This window comes from Phenylobacterium sp. VNQ135 (assembly GCF_049445735.1).
In the GTDB taxonomy this organism is placed as follows: domain Bacteria; phylum Pseudomonadota; class Alphaproteobacteria; order Caulobacterales; family Caulobacteraceae; genus Phenylobacterium.
In genome coordinates this window covers 1056660-1071987 of the sequence record NZ_JBMSDS010000002.1, presented here as the reverse complement: position 1 = coordinate 1071987, position 15328 = coordinate 1056660, and the positions used below count along the sequence as shown (strand labels likewise).

General features: G+C 69.9%; 13 protein-coding genes. 3 read left to right on the top strand and 10 right to left on the bottom strand.

The window, feature by feature from the left end; all coding sequences use genetic code 11:
• The first annotated feature begins 353 nt into the window (after positions 1-353).
• On the top strand, positions 354-1169 hold the full coding sequence (locus ACO2Q0_RS11140; RefSeq protein WP_423351559.1) for a winged helix-turn-helix transcriptional regulator: 816 nt from the start codon (positions 354-356) through the stop codon (positions 1167-1169).
• Here ACO2Q0_RS11140 and ACO2Q0_RS11135 read toward each other — a convergent pair.
• The 7 genes from ACO2Q0_RS11135 to ACO2Q0_RS11105 are packed head-to-tail and all read right to left on the bottom strand — an operon-like array spanning position 1085 to position 8544.
• Positions 1085-1873 (bottom strand): 3-keto-disaccharide hydrolase, encoded by a 789-nt coding sequence (locus tag ACO2Q0_RS11135; protein WP_423351558.1) that lies wholly within the window; start codon positions 1871-1873, stop codon positions 1085-1087. The two genes, ACO2Q0_RS11140 and ACO2Q0_RS11135, sit on opposite strands and share 85 nt — an antisense overlap.
• On the bottom strand, positions 1861-2430 hold the full coding sequence (locus ACO2Q0_RS11130; protein ID WP_423351557.1) for a gluconate 2-dehydrogenase subunit 3 family protein: 570 nt from the start codon (positions 2428-2430) through the stop codon (positions 1861-1863). The genes ACO2Q0_RS11135 and ACO2Q0_RS11130 overlap by 13 nt, the downstream gene beginning before the upstream one ends.
• Positions 2430-4157 (bottom strand): GMC oxidoreductase, encoded by a 1728-nt coding sequence (locus tag ACO2Q0_RS11125; RefSeq protein WP_423351556.1) that lies wholly within the window; start codon positions 4155-4157, stop codon positions 2430-2432. The genes ACO2Q0_RS11130 and ACO2Q0_RS11125 overlap by 1 nt, the downstream gene beginning before the upstream one ends.
• Before the next feature lie 26 nt (positions 4158-4183).
• Positions 4184-5236 carry a sugar phosphate isomerase/epimerase family protein gene (locus ACO2Q0_RS11120; RefSeq protein WP_423351555.1) on the bottom strand — a complete coding sequence of 351 codons (1053 nt, stop codon included), beginning with the start codon at positions 5234-5236 and terminating at the stop codon, positions 4184-4186.
• The gene (locus tag ACO2Q0_RS11115; protein WP_423351554.1) at positions 5233-6360 is read right to left on the bottom strand and encodes a Gfo/Idh/MocA family protein; all 1128 of its coding nucleotides are present in this window, start codon (positions 6358-6360) and stop codon (positions 5233-5235) included. The genes ACO2Q0_RS11120 and ACO2Q0_RS11115 overlap by 4 nt, the downstream gene beginning before the upstream one ends.
• Positions 6357-7298: a sugar phosphate isomerase/epimerase family protein gene (locus ACO2Q0_RS11110; protein ID WP_423351553.1), complete on the bottom strand. Its 942-nt coding sequence runs from the start codon at positions 7296-7298 to the stop codon at positions 6357-6359. Before ACO2Q0_RS11110 ends, ACO2Q0_RS11115 begins: the two co-directional genes overlap by 4 nt.
• 19 nt (positions 7299-7317) lie before the next feature.
• The gene (locus ACO2Q0_RS11105) at positions 7318-8544 is read right to left on the bottom strand and encodes an MFS transporter (RefSeq protein ID WP_423351552.1); all 1227 of its coding nucleotides are present in this window, start codon (positions 8542-8544) and stop codon (positions 7318-7320) included.
• A gap of 88 nt (positions 8545-8632) precedes the next feature.
• Between ACO2Q0_RS11105 and ACO2Q0_RS11100 the strand changes: the two genes are divergently transcribed.
• On the top strand, positions 8633-9637 hold the full coding sequence (locus ACO2Q0_RS11100) for a LacI family DNA-binding transcriptional regulator (RefSeq protein ID WP_423351551.1): 1005 nt from the start codon (positions 8633-8635) through the stop codon (positions 9635-9637).
• A 386-nt stretch (positions 9638-10023) separates the two neighbouring features.
• Positions 10024-12162 (top strand): family 16 glycosylhydrolase, encoded by a 2139-nt coding sequence (locus tag ACO2Q0_RS11095; protein WP_423351550.1) that lies wholly within the window; start codon positions 10024-10026, stop codon positions 12160-12162.
• 85 nt (positions 12163-12247) lie between these two features.
• Here ACO2Q0_RS11095 and ACO2Q0_RS11090 read toward each other — a convergent pair whose 3' ends face one another.
• Genes ACO2Q0_RS11090 through ACO2Q0_RS11080 form a run of 3 tightly spaced genes read right to left on the bottom strand, consistent with a single transcriptional unit; the run spans position 12248 to position 15302 of the window.
• Complete coding sequence (locus ACO2Q0_RS11090; RefSeq protein WP_423351549.1) at positions 12248-12946, bottom strand: 3-keto-disaccharide hydrolase; 699 nt, start codon at positions 12944-12946, stop codon at positions 12248-12250.
• Positions 12947-12960: 14 nt separating this feature from the next.
• Entirely contained in the window at positions 12961-13593 is a 633-nt protein-coding gene (locus ACO2Q0_RS11085) for a gluconate 2-dehydrogenase subunit 3 family protein (protein ID WP_423351548.1), read from the bottom strand.
• Positions 13590-15302, bottom strand: a complete 1713-nt coding sequence (locus ACO2Q0_RS11080) for a GMC family oxidoreductase (RefSeq protein ID WP_423351547.1) — start codon at positions 15300-15302, stop codon at positions 13590-13592. Before ACO2Q0_RS11080 ends, ACO2Q0_RS11085 begins: the two co-directional genes overlap by 4 nt.
• Positions 15303-15328: the final 26 nt, after the last annotated feature.

The following is a 15328-nucleotide window of genomic DNA, read 5'->3' as shown; positions in this document are numbered from 1 at the left end:
CAGTCGCGCCGATTGAATACTGCTGACTGTAGTTACTCGCCTCATGAGTGAAAAAGTTGGGCTGATGCTCATGTGCCCGGAACATGATCTTCCAGCGACGCCGAGCGTCTGACTTCGCCTGCGCGCGGAGGTGACGCCATCGTCGGGCGAACAGCAAGAGCGCGCGCTCTCACGCTCCAGGGCCGCTCAACTTAGAGATGAAGATTGTAAAGTGATTTTCGCAATTCATCTGCGGCCCTTACACGGCCCTCTGGATACCGACGGTATTCAATCGCCGTAGAGGTTTGTGCGTCATCATGGTGCTTCAACATCGCCAAAGACCGTGATGTAGTCTGCACGGAGAGGGGCGTACCGTGCGCATCGTGCTTATCGGGCTTCGACCCAAGGTAGCGGACATCCTGCGGAGCTGGTTCGAGCCTGCGGGCATCGCGATCGAGGACCGCCATGCGCCGGCCGAATTGATCGCCTCACGCTGCCAGGTCGCGATCGTCGATTGCAGCCAAGCTGGGATGGCGGGGCGTCTGGCTCGCGATGCCTGGACGCCGTCGAACGCCGTCGCGGTTCTCGCCCTGGTCCACGATCCGTCCGCGGGCGTGGCCGCGTTGCAGAGCGGAGCCCACGATTTCATCGTCTGGCCTGTCGAGGCGGCGCAGGCGATCGCACGTGTCCGCCGCCTCGCGGCTGTGCAGGCCGGGCTTCCGCGTCAGCGACGGCTTGAGCTGGAAGGGTTCGTCTTCGACGGCGCCGCGCAGACCGTCGTCGTGGGGGATCAACACCTGCGCCTCACCACCAAGACCTATGCCCTCGCCATCCTGTTCCTGCGCAACATCGGGCGGCGGCTCAGCCGCGCCGAAATTCTCAAGGCCGTATGGGGCGTCCGGCCCGACCTGAACTCACGCACGCTCGACGCCCACGTCTCCCAGGTCCGGCGGGTCTTGGCGCTCTCGACGGCCCATCGACTGACCCTGCGTTCGGTGTATGGCCACGGGTACGAACTCGTACGTGACACCAGCGTCGGACCGGCTGAGGGACAAGGGCGTCCTGCGCCGCAATCGCTAGGCCGACCGGTCGGCTCCGGCGAGCGTCAGCGCCCCGGGGGCTCCGGCAGCGCCAGGACCTCGATGTTGCGGAACTCCACGGGATGGCCTTCGCCCTGTAGCGAGACGTAGCCGCGCTCCAGCGGGACGGCTTGGCTCGGGCCAGCGGCGTGGAGGCCGGCGTACTCGGCAGGCGCGAAGCGAACGTCCGTGTACGTCATCACGGTCTCGCCGTTGACGATATGGCGGATGACGCGCCCGCCGCGGACCTCGGCCTCGAAGCGGACCCACTCGCCTTCGGGGTAGGTCTTGGCCCTGGAACTCAGGCAATGCTCAGTCCGGCGGACGCCGTCGACGACGATGGTGACGCCCGGCGTGCAGACAGCCCCCGTGGGCCGGGTCTCGCCCGGCCCGCCGCCGAGGAACTGGGCCTCCACCGAGATCGGGAAGCTCTGGTCCAGCGCCATGGTTTCTGGCGCCTGGCCGTGCAGCATGACGCCGCTGTTGCGCACCGCCCACGCGGGCGCGCCCGGGGTCTGGGGGCCTATGAAGCGGTACTCGAGCCGGAGCCGGTAGTTGGCGAGCGGCGTGCGGTAGATCAGATGCGCGAACTCGTCCTTGAAGACGTCGTACTTGTCGTAGGAGACCTTCAGCACGCCGTCCGCGACGCGGAACGTGTCGCGCCAGTTCTCGCCCAGCGGATGATGGTTGACCTTCGGGACCCAGCCCGAGAGGTCGCGACCGTTGAAGATCGGCCGCCAGCTTTCGGCGGCGGCGGGCGCGGCGAGCGCCGCGAGCGCCAGGCCGAGCCGCCATCCGCGCATCAGGTGGCCCATGCCCGGCCGATCTCCTTCAGCGGCACGCAGCCGCGATAGTCGCCGGGCACGGGATCGTAGCGCAGCGCCTTGGTCGCTCCGGCCTCGGAGGTGAAGTAGCCGACGGTTGCGAGCTCGCGCAGCGCCAGGAACCAGTGCGGCTGCGGCGGCTGGCCGTTCGCAAACCGCGAGCCCTCGGCTTGGACGGCGGTCAGAAGGGCGTCCTGGGCCTCTGTCGGCAGCGCAGCGAACGGCGATTTGAACTGGGCTTTCGCCTGGGCGTCCAGGGCGGCGAGGCCGGCGCGGAGGCGCTGGGCTTCGTCCGGCTCGGCCCAGCCGGCCATGGCCCGGTCGACGAACTGCGGCACGCCCACGGCGCCTGCGCCCGGCGTGTCGGTCGCCGGTACGATGCGTTCGCAGGCGGCCGCGAGAATGCGGGCCTCGTCCAGGGTGAGCGCCTTGGGCGTCCAGGCGGGCACGGCCTGCGCGGCCTGGGCGTGGGCGATCGCCGGGACCACCCACAGGCTGGCCAGAGCGCCGGCGAAGGCTTCGCGGCGGGAGAGCGAGATGGGCGCCATCAGAGGTCTCCCTTCCGGCCGGCCTCGGCCGCGAAGGCCGCCGCCCTGGCGGTGAGCGCCATGTAGGTGAGCGAGGGGTTCACGCAGGCGGCCGAGGTCATCGCCGCGCCGTCGGTCACGAAGACGTTCTTGCACTCGTGCAGCTGGTTGTTGGCGTTGAGCACCGAGGTCTTCGGGTCGCGGCCCATGCGCGCCGTGCCCATCTCGTGGATGCCGAGGCCCAGCGCATAGTCGCCGTCGTAGGGCTGCACGTTCTTGAAGCCGGCGGCCTGCAGCATCTCGACGGCGGCGGCGGCCATGTCCTTGCGCATCGCGCGCTCGTTGTCCCGGATCGTGGCGTCGAACGTCAGCGTCGGCAGGCCGTGCTTGTCCTTCACGGCGGTGTTCAGCGTCATGCGGTTGTCGGCGTAGGGCAGGATCTCGCCGAAGCCGCCCAGCCGGACCAACCATGGGCCGGGCTGGGTCAGCGCCTGTTTCCGCGCCGCGCCGAAGCCTTCCATCGGCCGGTCCCAGCCCTGGCGGCCGGCACCGCCCTGGTAGCCGAAGCCGCGGATGTAGTCGGTGCGCCGGCTGGCCGCATCGCCTAGGTTGCGGAAGCGCGGCACATAGAGGCCGTTCGGGCGGCGGCCCGAATAGTACATGTCCTCAAAGCCCTCGACCTCTGCGCCGGCGCCGACGCCCAGGTGGTGGTCCATGAGGTTGCGGCCGACCTGGTCCGAGCCGTTGCCGAAGCCGTTCGGGAACCGGCTGCTGGCCGAGTTCAGCAGGATCCAGGCCGTCGCGATGGCCGAGGCGCAGAGGAAGACGACGTTCGCATAGAACTCCTCCTCCTGGCCCGTCTCCGCGTCGAGGATGCGCACGCCCGACGCGCGGCCCTTCGCCTCGTCGTAGATCAGGGTGGTGACGATGGCGTTCGGGCGGACCTGCAGGTTGCCGGTGCGCTCGGCCGCCACCAGCGTCGCCGCGTTGGAGCTGAAGTAGGCGCCGAACGGACAGCCGCGGATGCACAGGTTGCGGTGCTGGCACTTGCCGCGGCCCAGCGCCAGCTGCTCCTCGGTGGGCGCGGTCAGGTGCGCGGCGCGGCCGATGGTGATGCGGCGGTCCGGGAAGCGCGCCTCGGACTTCTGTTTGAAGGCCTTCTCGACGCAGTTCATCTCCATCGGCGGCTGGAAGACGCCGTCGGGCAGCTGCGGCAGGCCCTCGGCCTGGCCGGAGACGCCGATGAAGCGCTCGACGTGGTCGTACCAGGGGGCGAGGTCGGCGTAGCGGATCGGCCAGTCGACGGCGATCCCGTCGCGGGCGTTGGCCTCGAAGTCCAGGTCGGACCAGCGATAGCTCTGGCGGCCCCAGATCAGGGAGCGGCCGCCCACGTGGTAGCCGCGGATCCAGTCGAAGCGCTTGGTCTCGGCGTAGGGGTTCTCGTCGTCGCGGACGAAGAAGTGCTGGGTGAGTTCGGTCAGCGCATAGCCGGTGCGCTGCTGCACCGGGTACTTGGCGCGCATCTCGGCCGCCGGCAGCCGCCCGCGCGGGTACTTCGTCTGCCAGGGATCGGTGTTGGCGGTCGGGTAGTCGAGGATGTGGCGCACCGGCCCGCCGCGCTCCAGCACCAGGGTCTTCAGGCCCCGTTCGGTCAGCTCCTTGGCCGCCCAGCCGCCGGCGATGCCGCTGCCCACGACGATGGCGTCGTAGGTCCGCTCCGCACGGGCGCGGTTGTTGAGGTTGGCCATGCTTACTTATCCCCCCGAAGCATCACTCAAAGGCCCAACAGGCGGCGATTGGCGGCGGCGTCGACGCCGGAACTGGCGAAGTCATCGAACGCCCGTTCCGTGACACGAATGATGTGGTCGCGGATGAAGGGCGCGCCTTCGCGGGCGCCGTCCTCGGGGTGCTTCAGCGCGCATTCCCACTCCAGCACCGCCCAGCCCGGATAGTCGTAGGCGGCGAGCTTGGAGAAGATGGCGCCGAAGTCGACCTGCCCGTCGCCCAGCGAGCGGAAGCGGCCCGGCCGATCGACCCAGTCCTGGTAGCCGCCATAGACGCCCGAGCGGCCGGTCGGCCGGAATTCGGCGTCCTTCACGTGGAAGGCGCGGATCCGCTCGTGATAGCGGTCGATGTAGTCGAGATAGTCGAGCTGCTGCAGCACGAAGTGGCTGGGATCGAACAGCAGGCAGGCCCGCGGGTGGCCGCCTACCTCGTCCAGGAAGCGCTCGTAGGTGGCGCCGTCGTGCAGGTCCTCGCCCGGATGAATCTCGTAGCAGGCGTCGACGCCGCAGTCGTCGAAGACGTCGAGGATCGGCTTCCAGCGGCGACCGAGCTCGGCGAAGGCCTCCTCGATCAGGCCGACGGGCCGCTGGGGCCAGGGATAGACATAGGGCCAGGCGAGCGCCCCGGAGAAGGTGGCGTGCGCCGTGAGGCCGAGGCGCTGGCTGGCCTTCGCGGCGGCCTTCACCTGGCCGACGGCCCAGGCCTGACGCTCGGCCGGGCGCCCCCGGACCTCCGGAGGCGCGAACCCGTCGAACAGCGCGTCATAGGCTGGATGGACGGCGACGAGCTGGCCCTGGAGATGGGTCGAGAGCTCCGTGATGGCCAAGCCCTTGTCCGCCAGCATGCCCTTGACGTCGTCGCAGTAGGCCTGGCTCTCGGCGCCCTTCGCGACGTCGAACAGGCCTCCGACGCCGGTGGGGATCTGAAGGCCGACGTAACCGAGACCCGCAGCCCAGTCGGCGAGGGTCTCCAGCCTGTCGAACGGCGGCTCCGACCCCTGGAACTGGGCGAGGAAGATGCCGGGCCCCTTGAGCGTCTTCATGGCAGGGCTCCTTCGAGCGTGACCCAGCCCTGGCCGTCGCGGCTGGCGGCGACCGCGGTCTCGACGAAGGCCATGCTGCGGACGCCCTCTCCGATGCCGGGGACGAGCCCGGCGTCGGGGCGGCCCTCGGCGATGGCGGCGGCGAAGTCGCGGTAGAGGTTGGCGAAGGCCTCGATGAAGCCTTCGGGATGTCCCGTCGGAATGCGCGAGGCCGCCTGGGCCGGACCGCTCAGATAGCCGGAGGCGGCGTGCAGCACGTGGGTCGGGCCGTCCAACCAGTCGAGCGTGAGTTCGGATGGCCGCTCGTGCGACCAGGTGAGGCCGCCTGTCTCGCCATAGACCTGGAGCTTCAGGCCGTTGCGGGCGCCGGCCGAGATCTGCGAGGCGATCAGCACGCCCCGGGCGCCGTTCTCGAACCGCAGCAGGACATTGCAGTCGTCGTCCAGCGGGCGGCCGGGCACCACGGTGGAGACGTCGGCGCAGAGGCGCTCGACGCGGACGCCGCCCACGAACTCGGCGAGGTTGAAGGCATGGACGCCGATGTCGCCGATGCAGCCGGCGCCCGCCAGCGCCGGATCGAGCCGCCACTCGGCCTGCTTGGCGCCTTCGCGCTCGATCGCGCGGGAGAGCCATCCCTGCGGGTATTCAACGACGATCTTGCGGACCTGGCCGAGGTCGCCGCGGCGGACGATCTCGCGCGCCTCGCGGATCATCGGATAGCCCGTATAGGTGTAGGTGAGGCCGTAGAGCCGGCCCGACTTTTCCACCACGCCCGCCAGCTCGCGCGCCTCGGCAAGGTTCAGGGTGGCGGGCTTGTCGCTCATCACGTGCAGGCCGGCTTCGAGCGCAGCGCGACACACGGGGAAGTGCAGGTGGTTGGGCGTCACGACCGCCACGGCCTGGGCGCCGTCGGGACGCGCCGCCTCGACCGCCAGCATCTCGCGCCAGTCCGCATAGCCGCGCGCACCCCAGGCCTCGGCGGCCGCGGCGCTCTTGTCCGGATCGCGGCTGAAGGCACCGGCCACCAGGCGGATGCGGCCGTCCAGTTCGGCGGCCATCCGATGCACCGGGCCGATGAAGGCGCCCGGGCCGCCGCCCACCATGGCGAGCCGGATGGGCGTCATGCCTGCAGGGCCGCGAGGTAGTCGTGGCAGATGCGGGCGGCTTCGATCCGGGGCCGTTCGAACGGCGGCTCCTGCTCGACGTAGAAGCCGCGGACGCCCGCGGCATGCGCGGCGGGCAGCAGGCGCTTCCAGTCGAGGCGGCCGGAACCCACCTCGGTCGGATCCATCCGCAGCTCGAAGTTCGGCTTGGTGGAGGCCTTCACGTCCTTCACATGCATCAGCGTGAAGCGGCCCTTATGCTTCTGGATGAAGCTCGCCGGATCGACGCCGGCGGCGGCCATCCAGCCTACGTCGGCCTCGAAGGTGACCAGCGCCGGGTCGGTTTCGGCCAGGAGGATGTCGAGGCCGGTGGTCTTGCCTTGCGGGGCGAACTCGAAGTTGTGGTTGTGATAGCCGACGGCGATGCCGGCCTTCTTCAGCGCCGCGCCCTTCTTGTTGAGGAAGTCGGCGTTCATCTTCCAGTCGTCGGCAGTGAGCGCGCCCATCATCTTCCGGTAGCTGTCGGCCCCGCTGGCTCCGGCGGCGGCCTTCAGTGCGTGATCCGGCACATAGGGGCTCGGCATGACGGCGTGCTTGACCCCGATCGCGTTGAGGTCGGCGGCGAGCTTGCCGAGGTCGCCGTCGAAGCCGCCGCGCGCCTGGATGTGGGCGCTGGGACAGGACAGGCCCGCACGGTCCAGCGACGCCTTCAGCTCGGCGGCCGAACGGCCCATGAAGCCGGGGACCTCGACCGTGCGGTAGCCGATCTTCCGGAGCATCGCGAGCGAGGCGTCGAGGTCCTTCATGCCCTCGGGCCCGAGGGAATAAAGCTGGATGCCGATCGGCAGCTTCGTGCGGGCGAAGAAGCCCGCCGCCGCGGCCTCCCCGGCCACGCTTAGCCCCAGGGCGGCGGCACCGGCCGCCAGGACGCCACGCCGGCTGAGATCTCTAGTGGGCATCGTGCGTCTCCCGGGAGGATCACGGCGCAACCGGGCCGGACGGGCCCTTCTCGGGCGGGCGGAAGAAGAGGGCGAGCAGGATCACGGCGACGACCGCCATGCCGGTCGGGGCCAGGAACAGCGCCTGCCAGTCGACGGCCGGCGCGCCGTCCGGACCAGGGCTCGACAGGCGGCCCATCAGGTTTGGGAAGAGGAAGCTCGCCACCACGCTGCCGATCCCGAGGATCAGCAGGTTGAACAGGCCTTGGGCGCTGGAGCGCACGTCCTTCGGGAAGGCCGCGTCGACGAAGATGTAAACCGTGGCGAAGAAGAAGGCGTAGGCGATCCCGTGCAGGAGCTGCACGGCGATGATCGCGGGCACGCTGTCGGGCAGGAAGGCGAAGACCAGGAAGCGCGCCGCGTGACCCAGGACGCCGACGATCATGGTCGCCTTCCAGCCGAGGCGGATCAGCACGCCGCCCAGCACGAACATGGTGACGATCTCGGCGAGCTGGCCCAGGGAGAGCACGACCATCGAGAGGTTGCCGGCGATGCCGACGCGCTGGGTCAGGAAGGCGTCGGCCATCACGAAGTAGCCGTTGTGGATGACGCTATCGATGAAGGTCACGACGAAGAGCACGGCGACGAACGGCACGCGCAGCAGCTTGAAGGCCTCGCGCCAGGCCAGCGGATCGGCCGCCTCGGCGCCGCGCTTGGGCGGCGTGTGTGGCAGGGTCAGGCTGTAGGCGGCGAGCGCGAAGGAGACGACCGCGGCGACGATGAAGATCGAGCGCACCTGGGCGGGCTCGGCCTGGGCGCCCAGCAGGAAGACGAAGGGCCAGCTCACCAGCATCCAGCCCACCGTTCCGCCCATGCGGACGGCGCCGAAGTCCTTCGCCGGGTCCTTCAGGCTGGCGAAGGCGATGGAGTTGGAGACCGACAGCGTCGGCACATAGAGCAGGCTGTAGACCAGATAGCCGCCAAAGAACGGCCAGAACTCGGTCTGGAAGGCGGTGAACAGCAGGGCGCCGCCGCTCAAGAGGTGGCTCGCGGCCATGAACCGTTCGGCGGCGAAGTTCCGGTCGGCGAACTGGTTTGAGAAGAAGATCCCGAGCAGCGAGGCGACGCCCCACGAGGAGCCCACCAGGGCCTGCTGCCACGGCATAAACCCCAGCATGCCCATGTAGGGGAACAGCTTCGGCGCCCAGGCGCCCCAGACCGCGAGCTGGAGCACCATCATCAGGAACAGACGCGCCTTGACGCCCATGACTTCCGCCTCCCCCGTCGGCGACGGCTCTTGCGGCCGCGCCGGCGCGATGTAATCGATTACACGATCAAAGGGCGGGTGCAAGACGGTGGCCACGATCCAGGACGTCGCGCGGGATGCGGGGGTGTCGACCGCCACCGTCTCCCGCGTCCTGAGCGCGCCCGAGCGGGTGTCGGAGGCGACCCGCGCGCGGGTGCTGACCTCCGTGGAGCGGCTGGGCTACGCGCCGAACGTGGCGGCCAAGAGCCTGCGCACCTTGAGGACCGGCAAGATCCTGGTGACGGTCCCCGACATCTCGAACCCATTCTTCGCCCAGGTGATCCGCGGCGTGGAGGAGGCGGCGACGGCGGCCGGCTACGCGGTGCTGCTGGGCGACACCCGGCACGAGGAGGAGCGCGAGGATCAATACGCCCTGCTGCTGCGCCGGCGCGAGGCGGACGGGATCATCTTCCTGGGCCACCGACTGCCGCCGGCGTTGGCCGAACTGGTGGCGGCGCAGGGCGCCAAGGCGCCGGTCGTCAATGGCTGCGAGTTCACGCCGGAGCTCGGCGTGCCCAGCGCCCACATCGACAATGCCCGGGCCGCCGCCGAGGCGATGGAGCACCTCTATGCCTTAGGACACCGGCGGGTGGGCGTGATCACCGGCCCGCTGGCCAGCCCGCTCAGCCGCGACCGGCTGACCGGCGTGCAGGCGGCGGCGGCCCGCCGCGGCGCCTGGGGCCTCAACGTGGCCCAGGGCGACTTCTCGATCGAGTCGGGGCTGACCCAGGCGCTGGCGCTGCTGGACGCCGACCCGAGGCCGAGCGCGATCTTCTGCTTCTCGGACGAGATGGCGATGGGCGCGCTGGAGGCGCTGCGCCGCCGCGGGCTGGCCTGCCCCGCCGACGTGTCGCTCGTCGGCTTCGACGACATCCGCTATGCGCGCCACCTGGACCCGCCGCTGACGACCGTCAGCCAGCCCAAGGAGGCCATCGGCCACGAGGTGGTCCGGCTGCTGCTGGACGTGCTGTCGGGACGGGCCGACACGGTGCGCCACGTCACCCTCGCCCACTGCCTGGTGGTGCGCGCGAGCACCGGCGCGCCGCCGAAATGAGCTGTTCAAGCGACGGCGTGTCGCACAGGTCGCAGCCGTCGCGCGCGGCAGGCCGTCGCAGAGCGCCTGCGACACGCCGCCTCGGCGAAGCTTGTCCCATAGCCAGCTAGACCTTCGCAGGGGGACCTGACCAGGGCGCGCCGTGGGGCCGGCGCGCGCCGCGATTTCCGAGGGAAGATGCCTGGATTGCCGTCGATCGGCCCTGCGCGACGGGCTGCGACTCCTGCGGCGGAAATGACCGGTCAAGCCGTGCGGGGGTGCGACACGCGGCGCCACGCGGAAGGGCGTCGAACCGGTCACCTTTGTCTCGTCGCGGGACGGACGGGTGTCGCGGTGGACAGCAAGGCGGCTTGGGGGCCGCCTGCATCTTCGGACGGGAAGAACTGATGTCTTATCGGAAGTACGACGGCTCGGCCGCCGTTCAGACCACTGCGCCTGTTTCGGACAAGTTCGGCACGGACCTTGTCGAGACCCTGACGGGCACGAGCGCGCATGAATCGCTGTGGCTGGGCGAGCGCGACACCGGCGTCGGCGGCGCGGGCGACGACACCTATTACCTGCAGGGCCACAACACGACGCTCGTGGAGGCCGCGGGCGCGGGCGTCGACAAGATCGTCGCCTGGTCGAACGTCGACCTGTCGAAGTATTCCAACATCGAGAACGTCTCGGTCGGCAACGACGGGACCTATGCGGCGGGCAACGCCTTCGACAACGTCGTGGAAGGCCAGGCCGGCGCCCAGCAGCTGTACGGCGGCAAGGGCCAGGACGTGCTGGTCGGCGGCGCCGGCCGCGACGTGTTCGTCGTGGTGAAGGGCGAAGACAACGACGTCATCCAGGACTTCAGCGTCGCCGACGACAAGCTGCGCCTGAAGGCCGGCCTCACCTCATTCGACCAGGTCAAGGCGCGCATGACCCAGGACGGCGCCGACGTGAAGCTCGACCTCGGCGACGGCGACGGCCTGATCTTCCGCAACATCACCATCGACCAGTTCCAGGCCTCGAACTTCCAGCTCGAGCTCAACCACGCCACCCTCGGCGCCCAGACCTTCGGCGACGACTTCTCAGGCCCGCTGTCGCTGTGGGACGCCCAGTCCAACCCCACCGGCACGTGGCGGCCGGACTTCGGCTACCAGGGCGAGCAGGGCACGGGCTCCTACACCCTGATGAGCAACAACGAGAAGCAGATCTACACCTCGCCCTACTTCCGCGGGCACAACGGCGACTTCTCGGAGAGCCCCTTCGTCACCAACCCCGACGGCACGCTGTCCATCGTCGCCAGGCCCAGCGCCAACGGCGAGATCTTCGGCTACGGCTACACCTCGGGGATGATCACCACCAAGGAGAGCTTCAGCCAGACCTACGGCTACTTCGAGATGCGCGCCGACATCCCCGACGCGGTCGGCGCCTGGCCCGCCTTCTGGCTGATCCCCGCCGACGGCTCCTGGCCGCCGGAACTCGACATCATGGAGACCCTCACCTACGACCCCAACGCGCTCTGGACCACCGAGCACTCGGGCCTGGGCGAAGGCGGCCACTCCTCCAACGGCCAGCTCTCCTACGTCCCCGACACCGCCGACGGCATGCACACCTACGGCGCCCTGTGGTCGGCCACCGAGATCGTCTGGTACGTCGACAACGTCGAGGTCTTCCGCACCGCCACCCCCGCCGACATGAACAAGCCCATGTTCATGATCGCCAACCTCGCCCTCGGCGGCTGGGGCGGCGCCATCGACGGCGCAGACCTGCCGGCCGAATTCAAGATCGACTACATCCGCGCCTACTCCCTCGGCGGTGGGACGGGTCAGCCGCTCGTCACGCCCGGTCCGGTCGCGGCGCCCGTTCCCGCGCCGGTCGGCACGGCGAACCCGGTCCCGGTCGGCGGCGTGTCGCAGACCGCGGGCGACGGGGGCCAGGCCCTGGAGGGAACCGTTGGCGGCGATACCCTGATGGGCGGAGCCGGCGGCGACAGCATGAACGGCGGCGCAGGTCAGGACTTCATGCGCGGCGGCGGCGGCAATGACGTGATGTCGGGCGGCGACGCCTTCGACGACATGCACGGCAACCTGGGCGACGACGTCATGGCCGGCAACGACGGCGGCGACTGGGTGGTCGGCGGCCAGGGCTCGGATCGCCTCTACGGCGACGAGGGCGACGACGTGGTCCTGGGCAACCTGGGCGACGACGTCGTTGACGGCGGCGCCGGGGCCGACGTGGTCCGCGGCGGTCAGGGCGACGATCAGCTCTTTGGCTGGGGCGGCGACGACTGGCTGTCCGGCGACCGCGGCAGCGACACCATTTCCGGCGGATCGGGCGCGGACACGTTCCACAGCTTCTCGGAAGCGGGCGTCGATGTCGTGACCGACTTCAATTTCGCCGAGGGCGATCGGGTGAGCCTGCTCGCCGGCACGCAGTACAGCTACGCCCAGGTCGGCGCCGACGTGGTGATCGACATGGGTGCGGGCGCGAGCCTGACGCTGCAGAACGTCCAACTGTCCGGCCTTGGGGAGGGCTGGATCGTCGGCTAGTCGCCGCGGCCGGTCCGTCCATCGGCCGCGCGCGACACGCGCGCCCGGAACCCCGTCCGGCTCCGGGCGCGCTCTATCGCCCGGGCTACTTCAGCGGACGGATCTTGATGTTGCGATACCAGACGTGGTCGCCGTGGTTCTGGATGGCGATGTGGCCCGTCGGCGAGGCGGCGAACTGCGGCCAGGCCTTGAACTTGGTCGCCGCCACCTTGGCCCTGAACTCGGGCGAGTTGAGGTCGTAGGCGGCGACCTTCACCCCGTTCAGCCAGTGCTCGCCCTTGCCGCCCTTCAGCACCAGGCGGCTGTGGTTGAACTCACCCACGGGCTTCGTCGCGTCCGCCTCGGGCGCGTAGAGGCCGTAGAGTGCGCCGGCCCGCTCGTTCAGCGGCTCGCCCCGGGCGTTGTCCACCACCTGGTACTCCGGCCCGCTCTGATAGGTCTGCTCGCCGGTCTCGGTGACGTGGAACATGACGCCGGAGTTGCCCTTCGGCGTGATCTTCCAGTCGAAGACCAGCTCGAAGTCGCCGAAGGTCTCCTTGGTCATGATGTCCTTCGACGTCTTCGGGTCGGGACCGAGCGTCCCGTCCTCGACGGTCCAGCCGGCGTCCGGCGCGGGCGTCTTGAAGCCGCGCCAGCCGTCCGTGGACTTGCCGTCGAACAGCAGCTTCCAGCCCGCAGCCTTCTCGGCTGCGGTCAGGGTGTTGTCGGCGGCCAAGGCGGAGCCGCCGATCGCGGCCGCCCCCATCGCGAGCGCCGCGGCGACAGCAAGCATCGCAGACTTCATTGCCTTCTCACTCCTTAGAGACCCAGGGCCTTCAGCCGCTCTTCGATCACCGCCTTGACCTCGGCCGAGGGACCGGGGTCGGCGGCGCGCGGCTCGTTGCCGATGTAGCCGATGTCCTTGAAGCCGGCTTCGGTCGTGTAATAGGCGCCGATGGTCAGCGCCCGGAAGCGCTGGAAGAAGGCGCGCGTCTCCGCATCCGTCGACCTCGGCAACGCGTCGAGCGCCGCCTTCCGCCGGGCCGCGTCGCCGCGCACCACGTTCGGGATCAGCGCCTTCAACCCGTCGCGGATCACGGGGCGATCCTCGATCTGATCGGGATAGGGCGCGCTGACCCACTCGTCGATGAAGTCCGGCACGCCAAGCGTGCTGGCGGCCGGCGCCGCGGCGCTGGCGGGCAGGATGAAATCGGCCAGCACGGCGGCCGCCTGCAGTTCGTCGTCGGAGAGCAGGCGTGGCCAGGGCGCCTTGACCGGCGGGTTGAGCTTCGGGTCCGTGCCGTAGCCTTCCGCCGCCGCGTGCGGAAAGATGGCGTCGCGGTAGAGCACGACGCCTGCGCCGCCAGCCGCGGCCGCGCCGACCGCCCCCACCCAGATCAGGGCGGTCCGGCGGTCGATCTTGGGCTGGTAGGGCCTGGTCTCGTCGCTCACAGCTCACCCCGCTTGGCCAGTTGCGCCAGGTGGTCGCTGGAGCGCCAGGCGAGCGCCAGGATCGACAGCGTCGGATTCTTGTCCGGACTGGAGACCAGCACGGCGCCGTCGGTGACGAACAGGTTCGGGACCGCCCAGGCCTGGCCGTACTGGTTCACCACCGAATCCGTCTCGGACGCGCCCATGCGGACGGTGCCGACCTCGTGGATCATCTCGCCGCCCTTCGAGATCGCCTTGCGGCCGTCGCGCTCGATCTTGCCGAGGGGCTTGCCCCCCAGGCGGTCGATCACCTCCAGGAAGGTCGTCACCATGTGCGAGGCCTGGCGCGTCTCCGACTCGCCCCACTTCCAGTGGAAGCGCAGGACGGGAATGCCCCACTTGTCCTTCACCTTGGGATCCAGCTCGCAGTAGCAGTCGTCGTTCGGGATCATCTCGCCCCGGCCGTTGAAGCTGATGACGCTGCCGTAGCGGCGGCGCAGGGTCTCGCGCAGGTCCTCACCGACGCTCGTCTCGTCCTCGCCCACGAGCCGGGCCAGGCTCAGGGCCGGCATCTGGCGGCCGCCGCCGATCTCGATGTGGTAGCCGCGCGGGAACCCCAGCTCGGCGTGCTTGTCGTAGCCCCACCAGGGCACATAGGTGTGGGAGACGCTCATGCCGTCGTCGTTGGTCGGCGGCAGGCCTTCCAGCGCCGGGAACTGGCCGGTGACGTTGAGGCCGGTGCTGTCCATCAGATAGCGGCCGACCATGCCGTGGCCGTTGCAGAGACCGTCGGGGAACTTGGCGCTCTTGGAGTTGAGGAGGATGCGGGCCGTCTCGCCCGAACCCGCCGCCAGCACCACGGCCCGGGCTGTGACCGAGTGGTGCTCGCCGGTGACGCGGTCGACGAAGGTGACGCCCTCGGCCTTGCCGGCGGCATCGAGGTCGACCTGATAGACCAGGGCGTTGGTGCGGATGGTCAGGTTCTTGGTCGCCAGCGCGGGCGGGATCAGCACCGTCGTCGACTGGAAGTTCGCGCCGATGGCGCAGCCCCGGCCGCAGGGCGTGGCGAAGACGCAGGTGTTGCGGCCGTTCATCTCCTCGACGGAGCCGGTCAGCACCGCCCCGTGCATCGGCACGACCGGGATGCCCATGGCCTCGAAGGCGCGGGCGTAGAAGATCTCGAACGCGCGCGGCGGCGGGCTCTCCAGCAGGCAGCCGGGCGGCGAGTCCGGCGTGTTGAGGAGGTTGCGGGGCGCCGCCGCGCCGGTGACGCCGATCAGCCGCTCCGTGCGGTCGTACCAGGGCGCGAGATCGTCGTAGGTGATCGGCCAGTCGTAGCCCAGGCCGTCGCGGCTCCGGGGCTTGAAGTCGAGCGGGCCGAAGCGGAGCGAGATGCGCCCCCAGTGGTTGGTCCGTCCGCCCAGCATGCGGGGCCGCCACCAGATGAACGGCTCGGAGCCCTCGGCGACCGTGTAGGGCTCGTTCGGCACCTCCCAGCCGCCGTCGACGGTGGCGTCGTAGAAGCCGAAGGGCTTGTCCGGCGTCGAGGCCCCGCGCAGGGGCGCCTCGGCGTTGGTGTTGTACATCGGGGTCTCGGCGACGGGATCGTAGTCCCGGCCGGCCTCCAGCATCAGCACCTTCAGGCCCGACCTCGTCAGGTGGTAGGCGCTCATCCCGCCGCCGGCTCCGGAGCCGACCACGATCACGTCATAAGGCTCCGCCGCGGCCACGTCTGCGCTCCCCCGAACCGAGACTT